Origin of the sequence: Jiangella alkaliphila (assembly GCF_900105925.1) — a bacterium.
GTDB lineage: Bacteria > Actinomycetota > Actinomycetes > Jiangellales > Jiangellaceae > Jiangella > Jiangella alkaliphila.
In genome coordinates this window covers 7,634,441-7,656,094 of the sequence record NZ_LT629791.1, presented here as the reverse complement: position 1 = coordinate 7,656,094, position 21,654 = coordinate 7,634,441, and the positions used below count along the sequence as shown (strand labels likewise).

Below are 21,654 nucleotides of genomic sequence, written 5' to 3'. Positions count from 1 at the left end.
AGACTGACGTCATGGGCCACGTCGACCTCAACGCCGTCTCGTTCACCCTCCCCGACGGGCGGGTGCTGCTCGACGACGTCTCGTTCCGGGTCGGCGACGGCGCCAAGGTCGCGCTGGTCGGCGCGAACGGGTCGGGCAAGACGACCCTGCTGCGCATCGTCGCCGGCGACCTCGCCGCGCACGGCGGAGCGGTGACGCGCAGCGGCGGGCTCGGCGTCATGCGGCAGTTCGTGGCGCGCGACGCCCAGGACGTCCGCGACCTGCTGCTGTCGGTGGCGCCGCCGCGCGTGCGGGCCGCCGCTGCCGCCGTCGACACCGCCGAGCTGGCCATGATGGACCGCGACGACGAGCCCACCCAGATGACCTACGCCGCCGCGCTCGGCGAGTGGGCCGACGCCGGCGGGTACGAGACCGAGGTGCTGTGGGACGTCTGCACCACGGCTGCGCTGGGCATCCCGTTCGAGCGGTGCCGCTGGCGCGAGGTGTCGTCGCTGTCCGGCGGCGAGCAGAAGCGGCTGATGCTCGAGGCGCTGCTGCGCGGCCCCGACGAGGTGCTGCTGCTCGACGAGCCCGACAACTTCCTCGACGTGCCGGCCAAGCGCTGGCTCGAGGACCGGCTGGTCGAGTCGGCCAAGACGGTGCTCTACGTCAGCCACGACCGCGAGCTGCTGCACCGCACCGCCACCCGCGTCGTCACCGTCGAGCTGGGTGCGGCCGGCAACACCGCCTGGGTCCACCCGGGCGGCTTCGGCAGCTACCACGAGGCGCGGCGCGAACGGTTCGCCCGGCTCGAGGAGCTGCGCCGGCGCTGGGACGAAGAGCACGCCAAGCTGAAGGCGCTCGTGCTCATGTACAAGCAGAAGGCGGCCTACAACTCCGACATGGCGGCCCGCTACCAGGCGGCGCAGACCCGGCTGCGGCGGTTCGAGGACGCCGGCCCGCCCGAGGACCAGCCGCGCGAGCAGAACCTGCGCATGCGGCTGCGCGGCGGGCGCACCGGCAAGCGCGCCGTCATCGGCGAGTCGCTCGAGCTGACCGGGCTGATGAAGCCGTTCGACCTCGAGGTCTGGTACGGCGAGCGGGTGGCCGTCCTGGGCTCCAACGGCTCGGGCAAGTCGCACTTCCTGCGGCTGCTGGCCGCCGGCGGCTCCGACCCCGAGCCCGAGCACGAGCCGGTCGACGACGTCCCGATCGCGCCGGTCGCGCACACCGGGCTGGCCCGGCTGGGCGCGCGAGTGCGCCCGGGCTGGTTCGCGCAGACGCACGACCACCCCGAGCTGGTGGGCCGCACGCTGCTCGAGATCCTGCACCGCGGCGACGGCCGGCGGGCCGGCATGCCGCGCGAGGAGGCCAGCCGCGCGCTCGACCGCTACGAGCTGGCGCACGCCGCCGACCAGGCGTTCGAGTCGCTGTCCGGCGGGCAGCAGGCGCGGTTGCAGATCCTGCTGCTGGAGCTGTCCGGCGCCACGTTGCTGCTGCTCGACGAGCCCACCGACAACCTCGACCTCGTGTCGGCCGAGGCGCTGCAGGAGGGTCTCGAGGCGTTCGACGGCACGGTGCTCGCGGTCACCCACGACCGCTGGTTCGCCCGCGACTTCGACCGGTTCCTGGTGTTCGGCGCCAACGGCACCGTCTACGAGGCGCCCGAGCCGGTCTGGGACGAGGGCCGCGTCACCCGGGTGCGCTGATGCCGGCCGTCTCGATCGGTGTCGATGCGCAGGAGTTCTGGCAGCGCGTGCACGGGTGGCTGGAGCGCGATCCCGTGCTGCACTCGGTGCTGCTCACCACCGTCGATCGCGAGCGCCGCGGCGCCGGGCGGGGTGGCGTGTTCGCGATCCTGCCCGGCGGGGATGGCCGGGGCGGCGCCATCGCCGGGGTCGCCGTCTGGACGCCGCCGTTCCGTGCCTACGTTTCCGCCGCGCCGCCCGGCGCCGAGCGGCTCGCACTGGCGCTGCTCGAGCACTCCCCCGAGATCGACGGCGTCACCGGGGTCGCCGAGCAGTCCGCGGCGTACGCCGGGGCGTGGGCGGGCCGCACCGGCGGCACGGTCGCCGTCTCGATGGACCAGCGGCTGTTCGAGCTCGACACCGTCGTGCCGCCGCGGCCGTCGTCCGGTGCCGCGCGAGTGGCCGGGCCGGCCGACCGCGACCTGCTGGTCGCCTGGACGATGGCGTTCGAGGAGGAGTCCAACGCCGCGCCCGGCGCCAGCGTCGCCGAGCGCGTCGTCGACCTGCTGATCGCCGAGCAGCGCGCGTACCTCTGGGACGACGACGGCCCGGCCTGCTTCGTCGGCGTCTCACGCACGGTCGCGGGCGTCGCGCGGGTGGCGCCGGTCTACACGCCTCCGGACCGGCGCCGCCGCGGGTATGCGTCCGCGCTGGTCGCGGCGGTCAGCCAGGCGGTGCTGGACGCGGGAGCGTCGCGCAGCTCGCTCTTCACCGACCTGGCCAACCCCACCTCGAACCGCGTCTACGCCGCCCTCGGCTACCGCCCGGTCGCCGACGTGACGGCGTACTCCTTCACCCGCTGAACGGCATGGGTGAGCGTCTGCTGTCGTCCTGGCGACAGCAGACGCTCACCCATCGAAGCGGTCAGGCCGCCGGCTCGACGTTGAAGAGGTCGTCGTAGCTGTCCATGAGCATGGCGCGGCCCTTGACCTGCGAGATCACCTCGGGGCCGGCGACGCCGTCGATGCCGGGGAGTTGGCCGGCGCCGCCCTCGGGACCGAGCGGGATGGCGACCAGCGGCGGCAGCTTCTGGTAGCCGGCCACCTCGCCCTCGCCGGTGATCCGCGCGGTCAGGTTGGCCGCGACCAGCTCCGCCTGCAGCCGGGCGGTCGCCGCCATGTTGCGGTCGGCGTCGGCGATGTCGCCGATCGCGTACACGGTGTCGTGGCCGGCGACCCGCAGCTGGTCGTCGACGCGCAGGTAGCCCTGGGCGTCGCGGGCCGCGGCCAGGGCGCCGGTGAAGAACCCGGTGGCCGGGGTCACGCCGAAGGCGCGGAACCAGATGTCGGCGGTCAGCTCCTCACCGGCCTCGGTGGTGACGGTGACCGGCGCCGCCGTCGCGGCCGGGGCGTCCGGCAGCGCGTGCAGCGGGCTGCCGAGGACCAGCCTGACGCCGAGCTTGTCGAGCTGGCGGCGCAGCTCCTCGCGCAGTTCCTGGTCGTACGGGCCGGGCAGGATGTCGTCGGCCAGGTCGACCAGCGTGACGTCCTTCTCCGGGTAGGCGGACTTGATCTCGCCGGCCAGCTCCAGGCCGGCCGCGCCGGCGCCGATCACCAGGGCGCGGCCGGACTCCCGCAGCGCGTGGTGCGCCTCCAGGAACCGGCTGCGCGCGACGGCGACGTCGGTCTCGTCGGTCTTGGCCGGGAACGGGTAGGACGAGCCGGTCGCGAGGATGACGTAGTCGGCGGCCAGCCGCTCGCCGGAGGCCAGCGTGACGCCGGTGCCGTCGGCGTCGACGGCCCGGTCGCGGACGAACCGGCCGTGGGCGAGCAGCCGGTCGTACGGCAGGAAGATCCGGTCCAGCCACGCCGGCTCGACCAGCGCGCGCCAGGACGCGAGGTTGTGCAGGAACGTGTCGGACGGGTCGACCAGCGTCACGTCGGCCACCTCGTCGAGCGCCTTGGCGGCGTTGATGCCGCCGAACCCGCCGCCGACGATGACGACGGAGGGGCGCGAGCCGTGGGTCTCGGTCACGGAGTACTCCTCGGAGAGTCGAAGCTACGAGTCTTCTCGTAGCGGCTACGAAAATCGAAGCAACGTCGATCGCGTTAGTATTCCTCACATGACCGCGAGCGTCCGGGCCACCCCTGACGTGGAGGCCTGTGGGCGCACCGACGCCGCCCTCACCCGGGCCTTCACGATCCTGGGCAAGCGCTGGAGCGCCCTGGTCCTGGGCGGCCTGTCAGCGGGCCCGGCCGGGTTCCGCGAGCTGTCCCGTGCCATCGAAGGGCTCAGCGACTCCGTCCTGGCCGACCGGCTGGCCGAGCTGACGCAGCACCAGCTGGTGCACCGCCAGGTCGACGAGGGCCCGCCGGTCTCGGTCAGCTACGAGCTCACCGAGCACGGCCGGGCGCTGATGCCGGCGCTCGACCAGATTTCCGCCTGGGCCGTCGAGCACCTGCCGGAGCCGTCAGCGCAGTGACGGCAGCGGCTGCGGTGGCGGCGGGCCCTCGTACCGCCCGGTGACCCGCACCCGCAGCGCCCGCTCGTCGTACTCCTCCAGCGCGTGCGCGATCCAGCCGGCCGTCCGCGCCACCGCGAAGATCGTCTCGCCGGCCTCCGGCGGCATCGCGGCCGAGACGGACAGCGTGGCCAGTGCGAGGTCGACGTTCGCGGGCAGCGGCAGGTGGGTCGCGGCGGTCTCGGTGACGGCGTGCGCGGCGGCCAGCACGGGCGCGGCCTCGGGGACCGCCGCGAGCCGCTCGAACAGCACCTGCGCCCGCGGGTCGGTCGCGCGGTAGAGCCGGTGCCCCAGGCCGGGCAGCCGCCGCCCCGCCCGCAGGTGCTCCGCGACGACCGGCCCGGCGCCCCGCTCGAGCACGTCGGTGAGCATCCGGTGCGCCAACCCGCTGGCGGCGCCGTGCAGCGGTCCTTCGGCGGCGCCGAGGGCCGCGGAGACGACGGCGTACGGATGCGCGCGCGCCGACGCCGCCGCCCGCGCGGTGACGGTGGACGCGGCCAGCCCGTGGTCGATCAGCAGCACCAGCGCGGTGTCGAGCGTCGCGACGGCGTACGGGTCGGCCGGGCGAGTGGTCAGCCGCGGCCACAACCGCGCCGCGATCGAGTCGCCGGCGGGGTCGCCGTCGCCGCCGTCGCGGCGGGGCAGCGCGTCGACGAAGGTGGCGATGAGGCCGCGGGCCGTCGCCGCGACAGTGCGGGGGCGCAGGTCGAACCGGACCGGGTCGGCCGTGGCCGCCGCGACCGCCGCCACCCGCAAGCGGTCGACCAGCCCGGCCTGCGGCGGCAGCGCGGCACCGACCGCCCGGGCCGCGGCCAGTCCCGCGGCCGGCGCCTCGAACGCCGGCCCGGGCCGCTGGTCGCCGGTCCACAGCCACCAGGCGACCGCCTCGAACGAGACCCGCTGCGCCAGCGCCACCGGGTCGACGCCGCGGTAGAAGTAGCGGTCGCCCTCGATCAGCGTGACGGCGCTATAGACCGGGCCGGCGGCGTCCTGGTCGCGGGCCGACAGGGGAGCGGCGTCCGGGCGGCCGCGTCGCCGCCGCGCCAGCCGCTCGACCTCGTCGGGGTCGAACGTGCTGGCCCGGCCGCCGGGTCCGCGGCGGCTGCCGAGCAGGCCGCGGCTGACGTAGGCGTACACCGTCTCGGGCTTCACCCCGAGCCGGGCCGCGACCTGTTGCGTCGTCAGCCGGCGCTCTGCCATCGGCCACCCCCAGATTGACTCGAATCAATATATCTATCATGTCAATCAACCCTTGAGGGTCATGCAAGTACCGAGGGCGACGGGGGCCGAAGGCTCCCTGAGTCCTCGGTCCAGGGCGGATGCCGATTGGAGAGAGTTCGTGATCCTTGCATGACCTGAATTCTGAGATTGATTGATGCCGGTAGGAGGAGATCATGACTGCACAGGTGCCGCGTGGGCTGGCCGGGGTCGTCGTCACGGAGACGATGCTCGGCGACGTCCGTGGCCGCGAGGGCTTCTACCACTACCGCGAGTACTCCGCCGTCGAGCTGGCCGCGACACGTGGCTTCGAGGACGTCTGGTACCTGATGCTGAACGGCGCGCTGCCGTCCGCCGTCGAGGGGGCCGCGTTCGCCCGCAGGGTCGCCGAGCTGCGGGTGCTGCCCGACGAGGTGCGCGCGGCGCTGCCGGCGATCGCCCGCGCGAGCGCGGCGTCCGGCCCGATGGCCGGGCTGCGCACGGCGCTGTCACTGACCGGCGCCGCGGCCGGGTTCCGGCCGGTCTTCGACCTCACCGACGCCGAGCGGCGCGACGACGCGCTGCTGGCCGGCGCCGTCGTGCCGACGCTGCTGGCGGCGCTGTACCGGCTCGGGCAGGGGCTGGATCCGGTCGAGCCGCGCGCCGATCTCGGGCACGCGGCGAACTACCTGTACCTGCTGTCCGGCCAGGAGCCGGCGCCCGAGCACGCCCGCGCCGTCGAGCGCTACCTCATCTCCACCATCGACCACGGCTTCAATGCGTCGACGTTCACCGGCAGGGTCATCGCCTCAACGGGCGCCGACGTCGCCGCCTGCCTGGTCGGCGGCATCGCGGCGCTGTCCGGACCGCTGCACGGCGGCGCGCCGAGCCGGGCGCTGGACACGCTCGACGCCATCGGGACGCCGGACCGCATCCAGTCGTGGGTGCGCGAGCGCGTTCTGGCCGGCGACCGCATCATGGGCTTCGGCCACCCGGTCTACCGCACCGAGGACCCGCGGTCGCGGCTGCTGCGCGAGATCGCGGTCGGCTTCGGCGGCCCGCTGGCCGACTTCGCCGTCGAGGTGGAACGGCAGGTCGAGGCGATCCTGGCCGAACTCAAGCCGCACCGCGAGCTGCACACCAACGTCGAGTTCTACGCGGGCGTCGTCATGGAGCAGTGCGGGCTGCCGCGGGCGATGTTCACCCCGACGTTCGCGGTCGCCCGGGTGGTCGGCTGGACGGCGAACATCCTCGAGCAGGCCGCCGACAGCAAGATCATCCGGCCGGCGGCGCGCTACGTGGGCCCGCCGCCGCCCGTCCCTGTGCCGGCCGCCTGAGCGGCCGCACTCAGTCGATGATGATGGACTGCGCCTCGGCGACCGGGAGCGGGCCGTCGACCCAGGGGCTCTCGAGCGTCGTCGGCAGGCCGTCGATCTCGAGCGGCGCGCCGTCGTTGGTGAAGGCGATGTCGTAGACCAGCCGCATGGTGGCCGGGTAGCCGTCGGGGTGGTCGACCGACGCCTGCGCGTAGACGTGGTTGCACTCGTCGCTCTCGGCGACGGCGAACGGGCACTCCAGGACGCCGCTGCCGTCGCCGGGGTCGACCTCGATGCGGTTGGGCGTCGCGATGGCGTTGACCGCGCCGGTGGACTCGCCGATCAGCTCGCCGTCGGCCGGGCCGTCGGCCCAGTACCAGGTGGGCAGGTTGACGAAGGACTGGTCCGGCGGCGAGAACGCCAGCGTGAAGTCGGGCGTCGCGAGGTTGCCGAAGGCCTGCCAGGCGAGATCCCACAGGCTCGGGCCCTGCTCCTCGGGCGGCAGCACCCACGCCCAGTCGCCGCCGTCGCCCGGCACGCATTCGACGAACGTGACGATGTAGCCCTCGCCCGGCGAGGGCGACCCGGCGAGCTCCTCCCACTGGTCCTCGGGGAAGACCGACGGGAAGTTGCCCCAGCACGCCGTGGTGCCCTCGCACCAGAACGAAGCGCCGTCGTGGACGTCGTCGAAGATGCTGAGATCGCACTGCGGCTCGTACTCGCCGTCGCCGTTGTCACCGTCGTCGTCCTCGCCACCGCCGCCACCGGAGTCGTCGCAGTGCTCGACCCACTCGGTCTCGCCCTCGCCGGCATCGACCTCCTCGAGCCAGCAGTTCTCGCCGTCCTGGGCCGCCGCCGTCGGGACGATGGTGAAGAGGGCGGTGGCGACCAGCGCGACGCACAGCGTCAGACAGGCCGCGATACGGGTCAGCATGAGATGGTCGCCTCGCTCTGGTCGACAAGATCGACGACGATCCACTCACCGTCGATGCGCTCGAAGTCGATGACGCGAACGCGCACGCCGGTCTCCTGCGGGACCAGCTGCTCGTTGTAGTAGACGTTCCAGGGGGTCTCGTCGACGCAGCTCTCGACCCGCGCGGTGTCGCCGTCGACGCTCACCTCGGGGGCGCCGGTGTCGGGTGCGCCGTCGCGGGTGACGCCGTCGGCGACGAGGCCGCGGATGTCGGCGACCTGGCGCTGGGCGAGCTCGTCGGACATGACGCTCACCAGGGGCTCGTACGTCTCGTCGAGGTTGTTCTCGGAGGCGACCAGCACGTCCCAGTACTGCGCATAGGCGGCCTCGACCTCGGCGACCGCAGGGTCGTCGGTGGGCGTCGGGTCGGTCGTCTCAGCAGGCGTGGAGGACGTCTCGAGGCCGGTGGGCTCGTTGGACTCCCCGGAGCACGCGACGCACGCGAACACCACTCCCGCCGCGGCGAGAGTGGACACGACGACGCGAGCGGGTGTCATGACTCTCGATGATTCCATACGTCACGGCTTGGGCACACCTCGACCCATCGTTGAAAGCTTGCTGCAAGTCTTGCAACGACCGCCGGGGGTGGCTAGCGTCTCGGGCACCGTGACATCGACGTCCGCCCGGGAGTACCGATGCCGACCCTGCCGCCTGCCCGCCGTCTCCTCGTCTTCGCCGCCTCCCTGGGACTGGTCGTTCCCTTAGGACTCGTCGCCGCGACCACACAGGTCGCCGTCGCCGACCACACCCCGCCGCCGAGCGTCGTCACGCTGGCCGGCAGCCTGCAGAGCGAGCTCGGCTGCGCCGCCGACTGGGACCCGGCCTGCGCCGCCACCGAACTGACGCTCACCGACGCGGGCAGCTACGCGCGCGCCGTCGAGCTGCCGGCCGGCTCGTACGAGTTCAAGGTCGCCCTGAACGGCGGCTGGGACGAGAACTACGGCGCCGGGGGCGTCGCTAACGGACCCAACCTCCCGCTCGTGCTGGAGGCGGACGCCGAGGTCACGTTCTCCTACGACCACGGCTCGCACCGCATCGCCGTCGCGCCGACCCACCCGCAGCCCGGCCTGACCGACGCCGACCGCGAGCTGGCCGGCGACAGCCTGCGCGCCGGGCTCACCGACGAGCGGTTCTACTTCGTCATGGCCGACCGGTTCGACAACGGCGACCCGTCGAACGACACCGGCGGCCACGAGGTGCCGCCGGGGACGGCCGAGCCGCGGCTGGTGCACGGGTACGACCCCGAGGACAAGGGCTTCTACCACGGCGGCGACCTGGCCGGGATCCTCGACCGGCTGGACTACATCGAGGACCTCGGCACCACCGCGATCTGGCTGACACCGTCGTTCATGAACCGCCCGGTGCAGGGCAGCGGCGCCGACGTCAGCGCCGGGTACCACGGCTACTGGATCACCGACTTCACCCGGATCGACCCGCACCTGGGCACCAATGAGCAGCTGAGCCTCCTCATCGATGAGGCGCACGCGCGCGGCATCAAGGTGTTCTTCGACATCATCACCAACCACACCGCCGACGTCATCGACTACGAGGAGGGCGCGTACACGTACGTCCCGAAGTCGGAGGTCCCGTACGTCGACGCCGCCGGCACCGTCTTCGACGACTCGCAGTACGCGGCCGGCGACACGTTCCCGGAACTCTACCCGCAGACGTCGTTCCCGTACACGCCGTTCTTCCGGACGCCGGAGGACGAGACCGTCAAGGTGCCGGCCTGGCTGAACGACCCGACGCTCTACCACAACCGCGGCAACGCGGCCTTCGACGGCACCGAGGGCGACCTGTACGGCGACTTCGTCGGGCTGGACGACCTGTTCACCGAGCAGCCGGCGGTCCGCGACGGCATGATCGACATCTACCAGTACTGGGCCGGGTTCGGGGTCGACGGGTTCCGCATCGACACCGTCAAGCACGTCAACATGGAGTTCTGGCAGCGGTTCGCGCCCGAGGTGCTGGACGCGGCGCACGAGTCAGGCGCCGACGACTTCTTCATGTTCGGCGAGGTGTACGACGCGAACCCGGCCGCGATGTCGCGGTACACGACCGAGGGCGGGCTGCAGGCGACCATCGACTTCGGCTTCCAGGCCCGCGCGCAGGGCTTCGCGACCGGCCGCCCCACGACGGAGCTGCGCGACCTGTTCGCCGGCGACGACCACTACACCGACCCCGACTCCAACGCGTACTCGCTGCCGACCTTCCTCGGCAACCACGACATGGGCCGCATCGGGATGTTCGTCCAGGACACCGGGGTGGCGCCGGACGAGCAGCTGGACCGCTCGCTGCTCGCGCACGACCTCATGTACCTGACCCGCGGCCAGCCGGTCGTCTACTACGGCGACGAGCAGGGCTTCACCGGCGACGGCGGCGACAAGGACGCCCGCCAGGACATGTTCGGCAGCCAGGTGGCCAGTTACAACGACGACGACCTCATCGGCACCGACGCCACGACGGCGGAGGAGAGCTTCGACCCGGAGCACCCGATCTACCAGCGGCTGGGCGAGCTGTCCGCCCTGCGCGACGAGCACCCCGCGCTGGCCGACGGCGCGCAGATCCACCGGTACGCGAGCGACGACGCCGGCGTCTACGCGTTCAGCCGCATCGACGCGGAGGAGCAGGTCGAGTACGTCGTCGCCACGAACAACTCGACCGACCCGCAGACGGTCGGCTTCGCGACGTTCAACCCGCGGACGACGTTCCAGCCGGTCTGGCCGGCGGGGACGGCGTCGGTGCGGTCCGACGCGCAGGGCCGGGTGTCGGTCACCGTCCCGCCGCTGTCCGCCGTCGTCTGGCGGGCGCCGAAGCCGCTGAAGGCGTCGAAGGACGCGCCCGCGCTGCACTTCCGCACGCCCGGGCCCGGCGGCACCGTGGGCGGCCGGGCCGAGGTCGGCGTCTCCGTGCCGGCCGGCGGGTTCAACCAGGTCACGCTGGCCTGGCGTCCGCTCGGGACGTCCGAGTGGACCGCGCTGGGCACCGACGACAACGCGCCGTACCGGGTCTTCCACGACGTGACCGACCTCCCGCACGGCACGCTCCTGGAGTACCGCGCCGTGCTGAAGGACCACTCCGGCAACCTGTCCGTCGCGTCGACGTACGGCGTGGTCGGCGAGCCGCAGGACGACGGCGAGGACCCGGGCACCGGCGGGCCGGTCGAGCAGCCGGACCGCGTCACCGTCCCCGGCAGCCTGAACAGCGAGATGGGCTGCCCCGGCGACTGGGACCCGGCGTGCGCGCAGGCCGGGCTCACGCTGGATCCGAACGACGACGTCTGGAAGGGCACGTTCGCGCTGCCCGCGGGCGACTTCGAGTACAAGGCCGCCATCGACGGCTCGTGGGCGGAGAACTACGGCCTCGGCGCCCGCCGCGACGGCCCGAACATCCCGCTGCCGCTGGCCGCCGCCGGCGACGTCACCTTCTACTACGACCACGCGACGCACTGGGCCACCAGCGACGCGCAGGACCCGATCGTCACCGTGCCGGGGTCGTTCCAGTCCGAGCTGGGCTGCGGGGCGGACTGGGACCCGGCCTGCATGCGATCGTGGCTGAAGGACCCCGACGGCGACGGCGTCTACACGCTGTCGACGACGGGCATCGCCGCCGGGACGTACGAGGCCAAGGTGACGCACGGACTGAGCTTCGACAAGAACTACGGAGCCGGCGGCGCGCCGGACGGCGCGAACATCCCGTTCACCGTGCCCGCCGGTGCACGGACGACGTTCAGCTACGACGTCGCCACGCACGTGCTGACGGTGACGTCGTCGGCCGCGGAGTCGCAGGCCGACCTCACCCTGCAGAAGGCGCACTGGCTGGAGCGCGGGCTGCTGGCCTGGGACCTGCCGGCGGCCGCGGCGGACTGGACGTTCCGGCTGCACGCCGCGCCGTCGGGCGGCATGGAGGTCGACGCCGAGGCGGTGACCGGCGGGACGTCGTACCCGCTGACGCTCGGTGCGCTGCCGGAGTCCGTCCGTGAGGAGTACCCGCATCTCGCGGCCTACGACGGGCTGACCGCTGACATCAAGGGCATCGAGGACGTCCTCACCGGGCAGGTCGCCGTCGCCGCCTACGACGACCTCGGCCGGCTGGTCGACGCGACCGGTGTGCAGTTGCCCGGCGTCCTGGACGACGTCTACGCCGGCGCCGCGGACCGCGAGCTGGGCGTCGTCTGGCACGGACGGCGTCCGGACATCGCGCTCTGGGCGCCGACGGCGAAGCACGTCGACCTGCTGCTCACCCTGCCCGGGTCGGCGACCGAACAGACCGTTCCGATGCGCCGCGACCGCGACGGCGTCTGGACCGCCCGCGGCAACCCGCGCTGGGCCGGCGCGGCGTACGCGTTCGCCGTCCAGGTGTACGTGCCGGCGACCGACACCGTCGAGACCAACGTCGTCACCGACCCGTACAGCCTGGCGCTGACGACGAACTCCGCGCGGTCGCTGGTGGTGAATCTGGACGACGCCGCGTTGGCGCCGCCGGGCTGGGCCGGTCTGGAGAAGCCTGCGCTGGCCCAGCCGGAGGACTCCGCCATCTACGAGCTGCACGTGCGCGACTTCTCGATCGGCGACACGTCCGTGCCTGAGGCGCAGCGCGGCACCTACGGCGCGTTCACGCAGGCGGACGGGGCCGGCATGCGGCACCTGTCCGCGCTCGCCGACGCCGGGCTGAACACCGTTCACCTGCTGCCGGTGTTCGACCTCGCGACCGTGCCGGAGTCGCGCGCCGACCAGGCGACGCCCGACTGCGATCTCGAGGCGCTGACCGCAGCCGACCCGGCCGGCACGGCGCAGCAGGAGTGCACCGCTGCCGTCGCCGGTCAGGACGGGTTCAACTGGGGCTACGACCCGCTGCACTACACCGTCCCGGAGGGCTCGTACGCCACGAACCCGGACGGGCCTGGCCGCACGCGCGAGTTCCGCGAGATGGTGGCCGCGCTCAACGGCGCCGGCCTGCGCGTCGTCATGGACGTCGTCTACAACCACACCCACGCCGCCGGCCAGGACGACCAGTCGGTGCTGGACCGCATCGTGCCCGGCTACTTCCAGCGGCTGTCCGCGACCGGCACCGTCGAGACGTCCACGTGCTGCGCGAACACCGCGTCCGAGCACGCGATGATGGAGAAGCTGATCGTCGACTCCGTCGTCACCTGGGCGCGCGACTACAAGGTCGACGGGTTCCGGTTCGACCTCATGGGCCACCACAGCCGGGCGACGATGGAGCGCGTGCGCGCGGCGCTGGACGAGCTGACGGTGGCGCGCGACGGCGTCGACGGCGCGGCGGTGTACGTCTACGGCGAGGGCTGGAACTTCGGCGAGGTCGCGGACAACGCCCGGTTCCAGCAGGCCACACAGTTGGAGCTGTACGGAGCCGGCATCGGCACGTTCAACGACCGGCTGCGCGACGGCGTCCGCGGCGGCGGCCCGTTCGACGAGGACCCGCGGATCCAGGGCTTCGGCAGCGGCCTGTTCACCGACCCGAACGGCGCGGCCGTGAACGGCACGCCGGACGAGCAGCGCGCGCGGCTGCTGCACCTGCAGGACCTCATCAGGGTCGGGCTGACCGGCAACCTGCGCGACTACTACTTCACCGACGCCACCGGCGCGACCGTGACCGGCGCCGACGTCGACTACAACGGCTCGCCGGCCGGCTACACCGCCGACCCGGCCGAGGTGATCACCTACGTCGACGCGCACGACAACGAGACGCTGTTCGACGCGCTGGCGTACAAACTGCCGGCGGACACGCCGATGGCCGACCGCGTCCGGATGAACGTCCTGTCGCTGGCCACGACGGCGCTCGGCCAGGGTCCGACGTTCTGGCACGCGGGCGCGGACCTGCTGCGGTCGAAGTCGCTGGACCGCAACTCCTACGACTCCGGCGACTGGTTCAACCGCATCGACTGGACCGCGCAGCAGAGCACGTTCGGGTCCGGGCTGCCGCCCGCGACGGACAACGAGGCGAAGTGGGACTTCATGCGGCCGCTGCTCGCCGACCCGGCGGTCCGGCCGGGTCCGGCCGACCTGGCCGCGTCGACGACGATGGCGCAGGACCTGCTGCGGCTGCGGTACTCGTCGCCGCTGTTCCGGCTCGGGTCGGCGGCGCTGGTGCAGGAGCGGCTCTCCTTCGGCGACGGGGGACCGTCGCAGCCGGCCGGCGTCATCGTCATGCAGCTCGACGACCGCTCGGGTGCGGACCTCGACCCGGACCGCGAGCGGCTGGTCGTCGTCTTCAACGCGACGCCGTCGGCGGTGACGGCGCCGGTGCAGGACGGGGCGAGCCTGCGGCTGCACCCGATCCAGGCGGCCGGCGCCGACCCTGTCGTCCGGACCGCCACGGCGGGGGCAGCCGGCGTCACCGTCCCGGCACGGACGGTCGCGGTGTTCGAGCAGCCCTGACGGGGCGCGCGGCGGCGAGGTGCCGGGCCACGTACTCCGCGTCGGCCCCGGCGCCACCGACCAGCATGGAGCTGAACGCGCTCTGGAAGGCCAGGCCGGTGAAGTAGAGGCCGGGCGACGACGGCACCACGCCGCGCTCCTCGAGCGGCCAGCCGTCGTCGCCCAGGACCGGCAACCGGATCCAGCCGAAGTCCTGCCGGAACCCCGTGCACCAGACCACCGTCGCGACGTCGAGCACCCGGCCGCCGTCCAGGACCGGCTTCCCGTCCCGCACGCCGGCGACCCGCTCGGTCACCCGCTCGACCCCGGCGGCGGCGAGGTCGTCGGCCTGGACCCGCAGCAGCGGCCCGCCGTGCGTCCGGATCTCCGGGCGCAGCTTCCGCCCGATCGGCGTGCGCATTGTGAGCACGTGCCGGGCCAGGAACCACAGCACCGGGAACGCGGCCCGCGCCCGGCGCGACTCCAGCGGGACCGGGAGCTGCCCGTTCGTGCGGCCGCACAGGATGGTGTGGTGCTCGCGGGCCGTCTCGATCGCGATGTCCGCGCCCGAGTGCGACGCCCCGACGACCAGGACGGGCCCGTCCGTGAGCTGGTCAGGGCGGTGGTAGTCGGTGGAGTGCAGCTGCGCGATGGCCGGGTCCAGCTCGGACGCGAACGGCGGCACGTACGCCCGCGTCCCGAACGTCCCCGTCGCCACGACGACGTGGTCCGCCGTGAACCGGCGGTCGCCGCAGTCCAGGACGTACCGGCCGTCGCCGCCGGTCAGGGCCTCGACGTGGACGCCGTGCTCGACCGGCAGCTCGAACCGGGCGGCGTACGCCTCCAGATAGTCCGCGACCTGGTCCTTCGTCGGGAACGCCCGGCCGGGCCCGGGGAAGCGCAGCCCCGGCAGGCCGTCGTAGCGGGCCGGGCTGTACAGCCGCAGCGTGTCCCAGTGCCGCCGCCAGTTGTCCCCGGTCCGCCCGCGCTCGTCCAGGATCAGGAACGGCCGGCCCCGCTTCTTCAGGTGGTAGCCGACACTCAGGCCTGCCTGCCCGCCCCCGACCACGATCGTCTCGATGTGCTGGTCCATGACGCCCTCCCCGTACGTTCGGCCAGGTCAGGCCTTGACGCTAGAGAGCGCGGGGGTGTCGCCGCATCGGGCGAACCATGCATCTTCCCGGCCACGGCGGCATGGGGAGAACTGTCTAGGCGTCGCGTCCATGATCATGTGCGTTCGCGGCGTGTCAGCGACCGCGAGGGAACATGATCAAGGTGTGCCCAGGCCGACGTCCGGCGGAGCGGTCAGACCAGGCCGTGCTCGTAGGCGTAGGCGGTCGCCGCGGCGCGGGACGAGACGCCGAGTTTGGCGAAGATGTTGCTCAGGTGCCGCGCCACCGTCTTCTCGCTGAGCACCAGCGCGTCGGCGACCGCCCGGTTGGTCCGCCCGGCGGCCACCAGCCGCAGCACCTCCAGCTCACGCGGCGTCAGCCCGCCGTCCGTGGCCGCACCGCCGCCGGTTCCGGCCAGCGACCGCAGCCGCTCGAGGTCCGGGCCGGCCGACAGGCGGCGGAACGTCCGCAGCGCGGACTCGAACTCCAGCTGGGCGGCGTCGGCGTCGCCGAGGTCGCGGCAGGCCAGCCCGACCAGGACGCGGGCCCGGGCGGCGTCGTACGGGGTGTCGACCTCGCGGAAGGCGGCCCACGACCGCCGCGCGGCCGTCAGCGCACCAGCAGCGTCGCCGCGCGCGAGCCGCACCGACGCCGTCGCGTACGCCGACATCGCCGTCAGCACCGGCACCCTGGCCGCGTCGGCGATCTCGGCCAGCTCCGCCGCCGCGTCCGCCGCGTCCGCCGCGCCGCCGTCACCGTCGTCGCCGACGTCGCCCGCCACCACCAGCGCCTCGACCAGGGCCGCGAGCAGGCCCGGCCGCTCGATCGGGCTCGGCGTCTCGTCCAGGGCCCGGCGCAGCCCCGCGACGGCGGCCGCCACCTGCCCCTGCGCCAGCCGGAGCAGCGCCAGCCCGGGCTGCGGGTCCAGTCCGCCGAGCCCGGCCCGCCGGTACGCGTCCTCGGCGGCCGCCGCCTCGCCGCGCAGCCGGTGCAGTTCGGCCTGCTCGTAGTGGGCGGCGCCGGCGGCCGGCTGGCCCGGCGGGTCGGACAACTGGCGGCACGCGCGCCCGGCCTCGGCCAGCGCGTCGGTCCAGGCGCCCTGGTCGCGCAGCACATGGACACGGTGCACCTGACACTCGCCGCGGAACGGCACGAGGTCCGGCTGCGCGTCGCACCACCGGGTCAGCGCCGCCGTCCACTCGCGGGCCCGGCGCACGTCGAACGTCGCCCGGCAGGCGTCGATGACCGTGCAGTACACGATGCCGGTGAGCAGCGGGCCGGCCGCGCCCGCCGTCACGTCGACCATGGCCTCGTCCAGCAGCGCGACACCCTCGGCGACCTTGCCCATGCCGACCAGCGCCCGGCCGCGGCCCATGCGGCCGAGGATCACCAGATCGACGTCGTGGTGCCGCTGACCGGCGGCGACGGCCTCGGCGAACATCTCCGCCGCCACCGCGGGGTCGCCGGCGGCCACCGTCTGCCGGGCCCGGGCCGCGAGCAGGTAGCCGCTCTCGGCGCAGTCGCGCCCGGCGTCGTCGAGGAGCCGGTCCGCGCGGGCCAGCCAGCCGCCGGCCCGGGCGAACTCACCCTGGTTGAGCAGGACGACCGCCAGCCAGAACGCGCAGCGGACGGCCGCCAGCGGCCGGCTCTCGCGCACCAGCTCGCGGTAGCCGCGCTCCTGCAGCGCCGCGCTCTCGGCGTCGTGGCCGGCCAGGAACGCGGCGAGGGCGAGCAGCTCGAGGTCGCGGGTGGGCAGCGGCGACGCGGCGTCGGCGGCCGTGAACTGCGCGTACGCCTGCTCCCAGGCTCGCGTCTCGAACGCGGCCCGGCCCTGTTCCCGTGCCTCGGCAGTCGTCATGGGCGCCCCCGGCCGATCCTGTCGACACGCTACTCCTGTGGCCGGGGCACAATCGGAGGATGGCCGCCGCCGAGGAGATCCCCACCCGGGCCGGCGTGCTGACGGCGCGCCCGGTCGCAGCGCTGACGTCGGAGCAGGCGGCCGAGGCGATGACGCGGTCGTTCGAGGGCTACATCGTGCCGGTGTCGGTCGACGGGCCGGCGTTCGAGCGGCGGTTCGGCGCCGAGCACCTCGACCGCTACCTGAGCGAGGTCTACACCGCCGGCGACGACCTCGTGGGCATCTGCCTGATCACCCGGCGCGGCGCCACGGCGCGCATCGGCGGGTTCGGCTGCACGCCGGCCTACCGTGGCGTCGGCGTGGGCCGGGCGCTGATGGAGCGGGCCGTGGTCCGGTGCGTCGAGGCCGGTGCGACCAGGATCACGCTCGAGGTGATCACCAGCAACGCGGCGGCTGTGCGGCTGTACGAGCGGCTCGGCTTCCGCATCGCCCGGACGCTGGTCGGCTACCGCTGGGACCGCCCGGGCGCGGCCGGGCCGGTGCCTCAGACGGCGCCGGCGGCGATCGACCCGTCGCGGTTCGCCCGCGGGGTGGCCGCGGGGCTGAGGAGTGCGGACGAGCCGCCGTGGCAGCTCGCGCCCGAGACGCTGGCCGCCGCCGGGCCGCCGCGCCAGGCGTATGCCCTGGGGCCGGCCTCGGCGCTGATCAGCATCACCGAGACCGCCGCGGTGCTGAGCGCCGTCCACACCGATCCGGCCGCCCGGCGGCGGGGTCACGGACGGGCGCTGCTGGCCGCGCTGCGCGACGCGTTCCCGGGACGACGCTGGACGGTGCCGCCGCTGGTGCCGGAGCCGGACGGGGCCGAGTTCTTCCGCGCGACGGCTGGGTTCGCGAGGAACTGGCGCAGTATGAGATGGTGCACGGGAACGTGTGACCGGCGTCCGGTGGGGATTCTTCACCGTTTTGACCATGCGGCGCCCGCACAGGTATCCTGTCGTGTCGTTGTGCGTACCGGAGCGCGGCACGCCGACCACCCATCCAGATCCATCCTCTCGACCTCAGCGAAGGCTTACACCGTGCGCACGTACAGCCCCAAGCCCGGCGATGTCCAGCGCCAGTGGCACGTCATCGACGCCACCGACATCGTTCTCGGCAGGCTCGCCAGCCAGACCGCGACCCTGCTGCGTGGCAAGCACAAGCCCGTCTACGCGCCGCACGTCGACACGGGCGACTTCGTCATTGTCGTGAACGCCGAGAAGGTCGCGCTCACCGGCAGCAAGCTGGAGCAGAAGATCGACTACCGGCACTCCGGCCGGCCGGGCGGTCTGCGCTCCACGACCTACCGGGACCTCCTCGACAAGAACCCGCGCCGAGCCATCGAGAAGGCCGTCAAGGGGATGCTCCCGCACAACAGCCTGGGCCGGCAGATGCTGTCCAAGCTGAAGGTGTACGCGGGCCCGGAGCACCCGCACCAGGCCCAGCAGCCCGTGCCGTACGAGATCGGCCAGGTCGCGCAGTGAGTGAGGACATGACTGAGACCACCGTCGACGAGGTCGACACCGACGAGGCGCCCACCGAGGCTCCCACCGAGAGCTACACCTCCGAGTCCGCGCCGTCGCGCGTCTCGAACATCGAGCCCGGTGCGGCCACCGGCCGGCGCAAGCAGGCCATCGCCCGGGTCCGCATCGTTCCGGGCACCGGCCAGTGGACCATCAACGGCCGCACGCTCGACACCTACTTCCCGAACAAGGTGCACCAGCAGCTGGTCAGCTCGCCGTTCGTCGAGCTCGAGCTCACCGACCGCTACGACGTCATCGCCCGCATCGGCGGCGGCGGCGTCACCGGCCAGGCCGGTGCGCTGCGGCTGGGCATCGCCCGCGCGCTGAACGCCGTGGACACCGAGAACAACCGCCCGGCGCTGAAGAAGGCCGGCTTCCTCACTCGCGACGCCCGCGTCATCGAGCGGAAGAAGGCCGGTCTGAAGAAGGCCCGCAAGGCTCCGCAGTACAGCAAGCGCTGATTCGCGCACCTGCGCGAATTCCGCGAACGGCCCCGGGGGTACACGAACTCCGGGGCCGTTCGCGTTTCCACCTCTTCCGCCGCCCCCACTAGGAGCACCCTCAGTGGCTCGTCTCTTCGGCACCGATGGCGTTCGCGGCCTGGCGAACTCCGATCTCACGGCCGAGCTCGCCCTCGACCTCTCCGTCGCCGCCGCCCACGTGCTGGGCGAGATCGGCGCGTTCGGCTCCGGGCGTCGCCCGGTCGCGGTCGTCGGCCGCGACCCACGGGCCTCCGGCGAGTTCCTCGAGGCGGCCGTCGTGGCCGGCCTCGCCAGCGCCGGGGCCGACGTCCTCAGGGTCGGCGTGCTGCCCACCCCCGCCGTGGCGTTCCTCACCGGCATGCTCGACGCCGATCTCGGCGTCATGCTGTCGGCCAGCCACAACCCGATGCCCGACAACGGCATCAAGTTCTTCGCCAAGGGCGGCCAGAAGCTCGACGACGCCATCGAGGACGCCATCGAGGCCCGGCTGCGCGAGCCGTGGAACCGGCCCACCGGCGCCGAGGTCGGCCGCGTCCACGAGCACCCCGAGGGCCTCGAGACGTACATCTCCCACGTCGTGGGCACCGCGCCGGGCCGCCTCGAGGGGCTGCGCGTCGTCGTCGACTGCGCGCACGGCGCCGCCTACCGCGCCGCTCCCGAGGCGCTGCGCCGCCTGGGCGCCGATGTCGTCGCGGTCTGCGCCGAGCCCGACGGCCTGAACATCAACCACAACTGCGGCTCCACCCACCTCGACGTCGTCGCGGCCGAGGTCGTTGCCGCCGGCGCCGACGTCGGCATCGCGCACGACGGCGACGCCGACCGGTGCCTGGCGGTCGACGCCACCGGCGAGGTCGTCGACGGCGACCAGATCCTGGCCATCCTCGCGCTGGCCATGCGGTCCCAGGGGGCGCTGCGCCGCGACTCCGTCGTCGCCACCGTCATGTCCAACGAGGGCTTCCGGCTGGCCATGCGCCAGGCCGGCGTCAACGTCATCGACACCGCCGTCGGCGACCGCTACGTCCTCGAGGCCATGAAGTCCGGCGGCTACAACCTGGGCGGCGAGCAGTCCGGTCACGTCGTCATGCTCGACCACGGCACCACCGGCGACGGCGTGCTGACCGCCGTCCACCTGCTCGCCCAGGTCGCGTCGACCGGCACGCCGCTGGCCGAGCTGGCCGGGGTCGTGCAGCGGCTCCCGCAGGTCCTGGTCAACGTCAAGGGCGTCGACAAGAGCCGGGTCACGCTCGACGAAGGCGTCAAGACCGCCCTCGCCGAGGCCGAGGCCGAGCTCGGCGCCACCGGCCGCGTCCTGCTCCGCCCGTCCGGCACCGAGCCGCTCGTGCGGGTCATGGTCGAGGCCGCCACCCCCGAGCAGGCCGAGACCGTCGCCCGCCGCCTCGCCGCCACCGTCCAGGCCGAACTGGCCCTCTAGCGAAACCGAGTCGGAGGGGCGGAGGACGCGGAGCCGGCGTCAAGAGCGCACGCGGCATGCTTCACCGCCGCGAAGCGGAGCCGGCGCAGCGTCCTGCGCCCCTCCGACCCGCGAAAACCGGTTGCCGTGCCGGGGCGGCACGGGCGAGGCTCGACGGGTGCAGATCCGACCGATCCACGCCTCCGACCCCGACTTCGCCGCCTGGTACGAGGTCTACCTCGGCGCGCGCCTGGCCGACCACCCCACCGGCCCGCAGTGGCTCGAACCCGAGCTGAAGGTCGTCTACGCGGGCACCGAGCACCACGCCGCGAAGCTGTGGCTGGCCGAGGACGGCGGCAAGGCCGTCGGCGCCGCACTGCTGGGGCTGCCGCTGCGCGACAACCTCACGCTCGCCGAGCCGGAGGTCTTCGTCCGGCCCGACGACGCTCACCGGGGCGTCGGCAGCGCGCTGCTGGCCACCCTCGACGAGGCGTCGAAGGCCGCGGGGCGCACCAGCCAGCTGCTCTACATCGAGGGACCCACGGGCAGCGACGGCACGTCGGGCACGGTGTTCGCCGAGAAGCACGGTTTCACCCGCCGCATGACCGAGATCACCCGGGTGCAGCGGCCGCCGTTCGACCTCGACGGCATCGCCCGGGCGGAAGAGGCGGCCCGGCCGCACGCCGCCGACTACCGCATCGTCACCTGGCGCGACAGGGCACCCGACGAGTACGTCGACGAGTACGCCCGGCTCGAGGGGCGCATGAGCACCGACGCGCCGCTCGGCGAGCTCGACTACGAGCCCGAGGTCTGGGACGCCGCGCGCATCCGCACCTCCGAGCAGCGACGCGAGCGCATGAACCGCGCGACGTGGGTCGCGGCGGCCCTGGCCCCTGACGGCGACATGGCCGGCGTCACCGAGATCACGGTGTCGCGCGACAGCGACGTCAGCGGCTTCCAGGACGCCACCATCGTCGACCCTCGCCACCGCGGCCACCGGCTCGGCCTGCTGCTCAAGGCGGCCAACCTGCGTCAGCTGTTGGCTGACCGGCCCGGCGTGCAGACGGTGTGGACGTGGAACGCCGACTCCAACACGCACATGATCGCCATCAACGAGACGCTCGGCTACCAGGTCGCGGGCTGGTCCGCCGCCTACCAGCGGGATATCTGAGCGCGTC

Annotated in this window: 15 protein-coding genes and 1 pseudogene; 10 read left to right on the top strand and 6 right to left on the bottom strand. The window is 73.4% G+C overall.

The features are described 5' to 3' along the window. Positions 1-11: 11 nt before the first annotated feature. Together BLV05_RS38955 and BLV05_RS35055 are read left to right on the top strand one after the other, a co-directional pair. Positions 12-1,688, top strand: coding sequence for an ABC-F family ATP-binding cassette domain-containing protein (locus BLV05_RS38955; RefSeq protein WP_046769012.1), 1,677 nt, complete (start codon positions 12-14; stop codon positions 1,686-1,688). Then, entirely contained in the window at positions 1,688-2,530 is an 843-nt protein-coding gene (locus BLV05_RS35055; RefSeq protein ID WP_046769011.1) for a GNAT family N-acetyltransferase, read from the top strand. The genes BLV05_RS38955 and BLV05_RS35055 overlap by 1 nt, the downstream gene beginning before the upstream one ends. A 61-nt stretch (positions 2,531-2,591) precedes the next feature. On the opposite strand, the gene BLV05_RS35050 is transcribed toward BLV05_RS35055, so the two are convergent. Further along, entirely contained in the window at positions 2,592-3,701 is a 1,110-nt protein-coding gene (locus tag BLV05_RS35050) for an NAD(P)/FAD-dependent oxidoreductase (protein ID WP_046769010.1), read from the bottom strand. A gap of 88 nt (positions 3,702-3,789) precedes the next feature. On the opposite strand from BLV05_RS35050, the gene BLV05_RS35045 reads away from it, so the two are divergent. Further along, positions 3,790-4,149: a winged helix-turn-helix transcriptional regulator gene (locus BLV05_RS35045; protein ID WP_046769009.1), complete on the top strand. Its 360-nt coding sequence runs from the start codon at positions 3,790-3,792 to the stop codon at positions 4,147-4,149. Here BLV05_RS35045 and BLV05_RS35040 read toward each other — a convergent pair. Beyond that, positions 4,138-5,388, bottom strand: coding sequence for a citrate synthase (locus BLV05_RS35040; protein WP_046769008.1), 1,251 nt, complete (start codon positions 5,386-5,388; stop codon positions 4,138-4,140). The genes BLV05_RS35045 and BLV05_RS35040 overlap by 12 nt on opposite strands. 194 nt (positions 5,389-5,582) lie before the next feature. Between BLV05_RS35040 and BLV05_RS35035 the strand changes: the two genes are divergently transcribed. Beyond that, complete coding sequence (locus BLV05_RS35035) at positions 5,583-6,722, top strand: citrate synthase/methylcitrate synthase (RefSeq protein ID WP_046769007.1); 1,140 nt, start codon at positions 5,583-5,585, stop codon at positions 6,720-6,722. 10 nt (positions 6,723-6,732) lie between these two features. Here the strand turns inward: BLV05_RS35035 and BLV05_RS35030 are convergent, their stop codons facing one another. Both BLV05_RS35030 and BLV05_RS35025 read right to left on the bottom strand, forming a co-directional pair. Further along, positions 6,733-7,635, bottom strand: coding sequence for a hypothetical protein (locus BLV05_RS35030; RefSeq protein ID WP_046769006.1), 903 nt, complete (start codon positions 7,633-7,635; stop codon positions 6,733-6,735). Next, positions 7,629-8,171: a hypothetical protein gene (locus BLV05_RS35025; protein ID WP_152690769.1), complete on the bottom strand. Its 543-nt coding sequence runs from the start codon at positions 8,169-8,171 to the stop codon at positions 7,629-7,631. Before BLV05_RS35025 ends, BLV05_RS35030 begins: the two co-directional genes overlap by 7 nt. A gap of 138 nt (positions 8,172-8,309) precedes the next feature. On the opposite strand from BLV05_RS35025, the gene pulA reads away from it, so the two are divergent. Next, on the top strand, positions 8,310-14,075 hold the full coding sequence (gene pulA / locus BLV05_RS35020) for a pullulanase-type alpha-1,6-glucosidase (protein ID WP_046769004.1): 5,766 nt from the start codon (positions 8,310-8,312) through the stop codon (positions 14,073-14,075). On the opposite strand, the gene BLV05_RS35015 is transcribed toward pulA, so the two are convergent. Both BLV05_RS35015 and BLV05_RS38020 read right to left on the bottom strand, forming a co-directional pair. After that, positions 14,032-15,147: a flavin-containing monooxygenase gene (locus BLV05_RS35015; RefSeq protein ID WP_046769003.1), complete on the bottom strand. Its 1,116-nt coding sequence runs from the start codon at positions 15,145-15,147 to the stop codon at positions 14,032-14,034. The two genes, pulA and BLV05_RS35015, sit on opposite strands and share 44 nt — an antisense overlap. 212 nt (positions 15,148-15,359) lie before the next feature. Beyond that, the gene (locus tag BLV05_RS38020) at positions 15,360-17,024 is read right to left on the bottom strand and encodes a response regulator transcription factor (RefSeq protein WP_046769002.1); all 1,665 of its coding nucleotides are present in this window, start codon (positions 17,022-17,024) and stop codon (positions 15,360-15,362) included. 59 nt (positions 17,025-17,083) lie between these two features. Here BLV05_RS38020 and BLV05_RS38015 point away from each other — a divergent pair. The 5 genes and pseudogenes from BLV05_RS38015 to BLV05_RS34990 form a co-directional block, all read left to right on the top strand. Then, positions 17,084-17,503 (top strand): annotated as a pseudogene (locus BLV05_RS38015) (GNAT family N-acetyltransferase); the annotation flags it as partial. Positions 17,504-18,100: 597 nt separating this feature from the next. Beyond that, positions 18,101-18,544: a 50S ribosomal protein L13 gene (gene rplM / locus BLV05_RS38010; protein ID WP_046769047.1), complete on the top strand. Its 444-nt coding sequence runs from the start codon at positions 18,101-18,103 to the stop codon at positions 18,542-18,544. Between the two features lie 8 nt (positions 18,545-18,552). Then, the gene (gene rpsI / locus BLV05_RS35000) at positions 18,553-19,044 is read left to right on the top strand and encodes a 30S ribosomal protein S9 (RefSeq protein ID WP_046769001.1); all 492 of its coding nucleotides are present in this window, start codon (positions 18,553-18,555) and stop codon (positions 19,042-19,044) included. 103 nt (positions 19,045-19,147) lie between these two features. Further along, a complete protein-coding gene (glmM, locus tag BLV05_RS34995; protein WP_046769000.1) occupies positions 19,148-20,497 on the top strand; it encodes a phosphoglucosamine mutase in 1,350 nt (449 codons plus the stop codon). A gap of 157 nt (positions 20,498-20,654) precedes the next feature. Further along, complete coding sequence (locus tag BLV05_RS34990) at positions 20,655-21,647, top strand: GNAT family N-acetyltransferase (RefSeq protein ID WP_052762499.1); 993 nt, start codon at positions 20,655-20,657, stop codon at positions 21,645-21,647. Positions 21,648-21,654 lie beyond the last annotated feature (7 nt).

What these genes read in the sequence shown, in the direction of transcription:
- pulA (WP_046769004.1), top strand. Translation starts at nt 8,310, where the DNA reads ATGCCGACCCTGCCGCCTGCCCGCCGTCTCCTCGTCTTCGCCGCCTCC.
- BLV05_RS35025 (WP_152690769.1), bottom strand. Translation starts at nt 8,171, where the DNA reads ATGACACCCGCTCGCGTCGTCGTGTCCACTCTCGCCGCGGCGGGAGTG.
- BLV05_RS35035 (WP_046769007.1), top strand. Translation starts at nt 5,583, where the DNA reads ATGACTGCACAGGTGCCGCGTGGGCTGGCCGGGGTCGTCGTCACGGAG.
- BLV05_RS35015 (WP_046769003.1), bottom strand. Translation starts at nt 15,147, where the DNA reads ATGGACCAGCACATCGAGACGATCGTGGTCGGGGGCGGGCAGGCAGGC.
- BLV05_RS38020 (WP_046769002.1), bottom strand. Translation starts at nt 17,024, where the DNA reads ATGACGACTGCCGAGGCACGGGAACAGGGCCGGGCCGCGTTCGAGACG.
- BLV05_RS35030 (WP_046769006.1), bottom strand. Translation starts at nt 7,635, where the DNA reads ATGCTGACCCGTATCGCGGCCTGTCTGACGCTGTGCGTCGCGCTGGTC.
- rpsI (WP_046769001.1), top strand. Translation starts at nt 18,553, where the DNA reads ATGACTGAGACCACCGTCGACGAGGTCGACACCGACGAGGCGCCCACC.
- BLV05_RS35055 (WP_046769011.1), top strand. Translation starts at nt 1,688, where the DNA reads ATGCCGGCCGTCTCGATCGGTGTCGATGCGCAGGAGTTCTGGCAGCGC.
- BLV05_RS35040 (WP_046769008.1), bottom strand. Translation starts at nt 5,388, where the DNA reads ATGGCAGAGCGCCGGCTGACGACGCAACAGGTCGCGGCCCGGCTCGGG.
- BLV05_RS38955 (WP_046769012.1), top strand. Translation starts at nt 12, where the DNA reads ATGGGCCACGTCGACCTCAACGCCGTCTCGTTCACCCTCCCCGACGGG.
- BLV05_RS35045 (WP_046769009.1), top strand. Translation starts at nt 3,790, where the DNA reads ATGACCGCGAGCGTCCGGGCCACCCCTGACGTGGAGGCCTGTGGGCGC.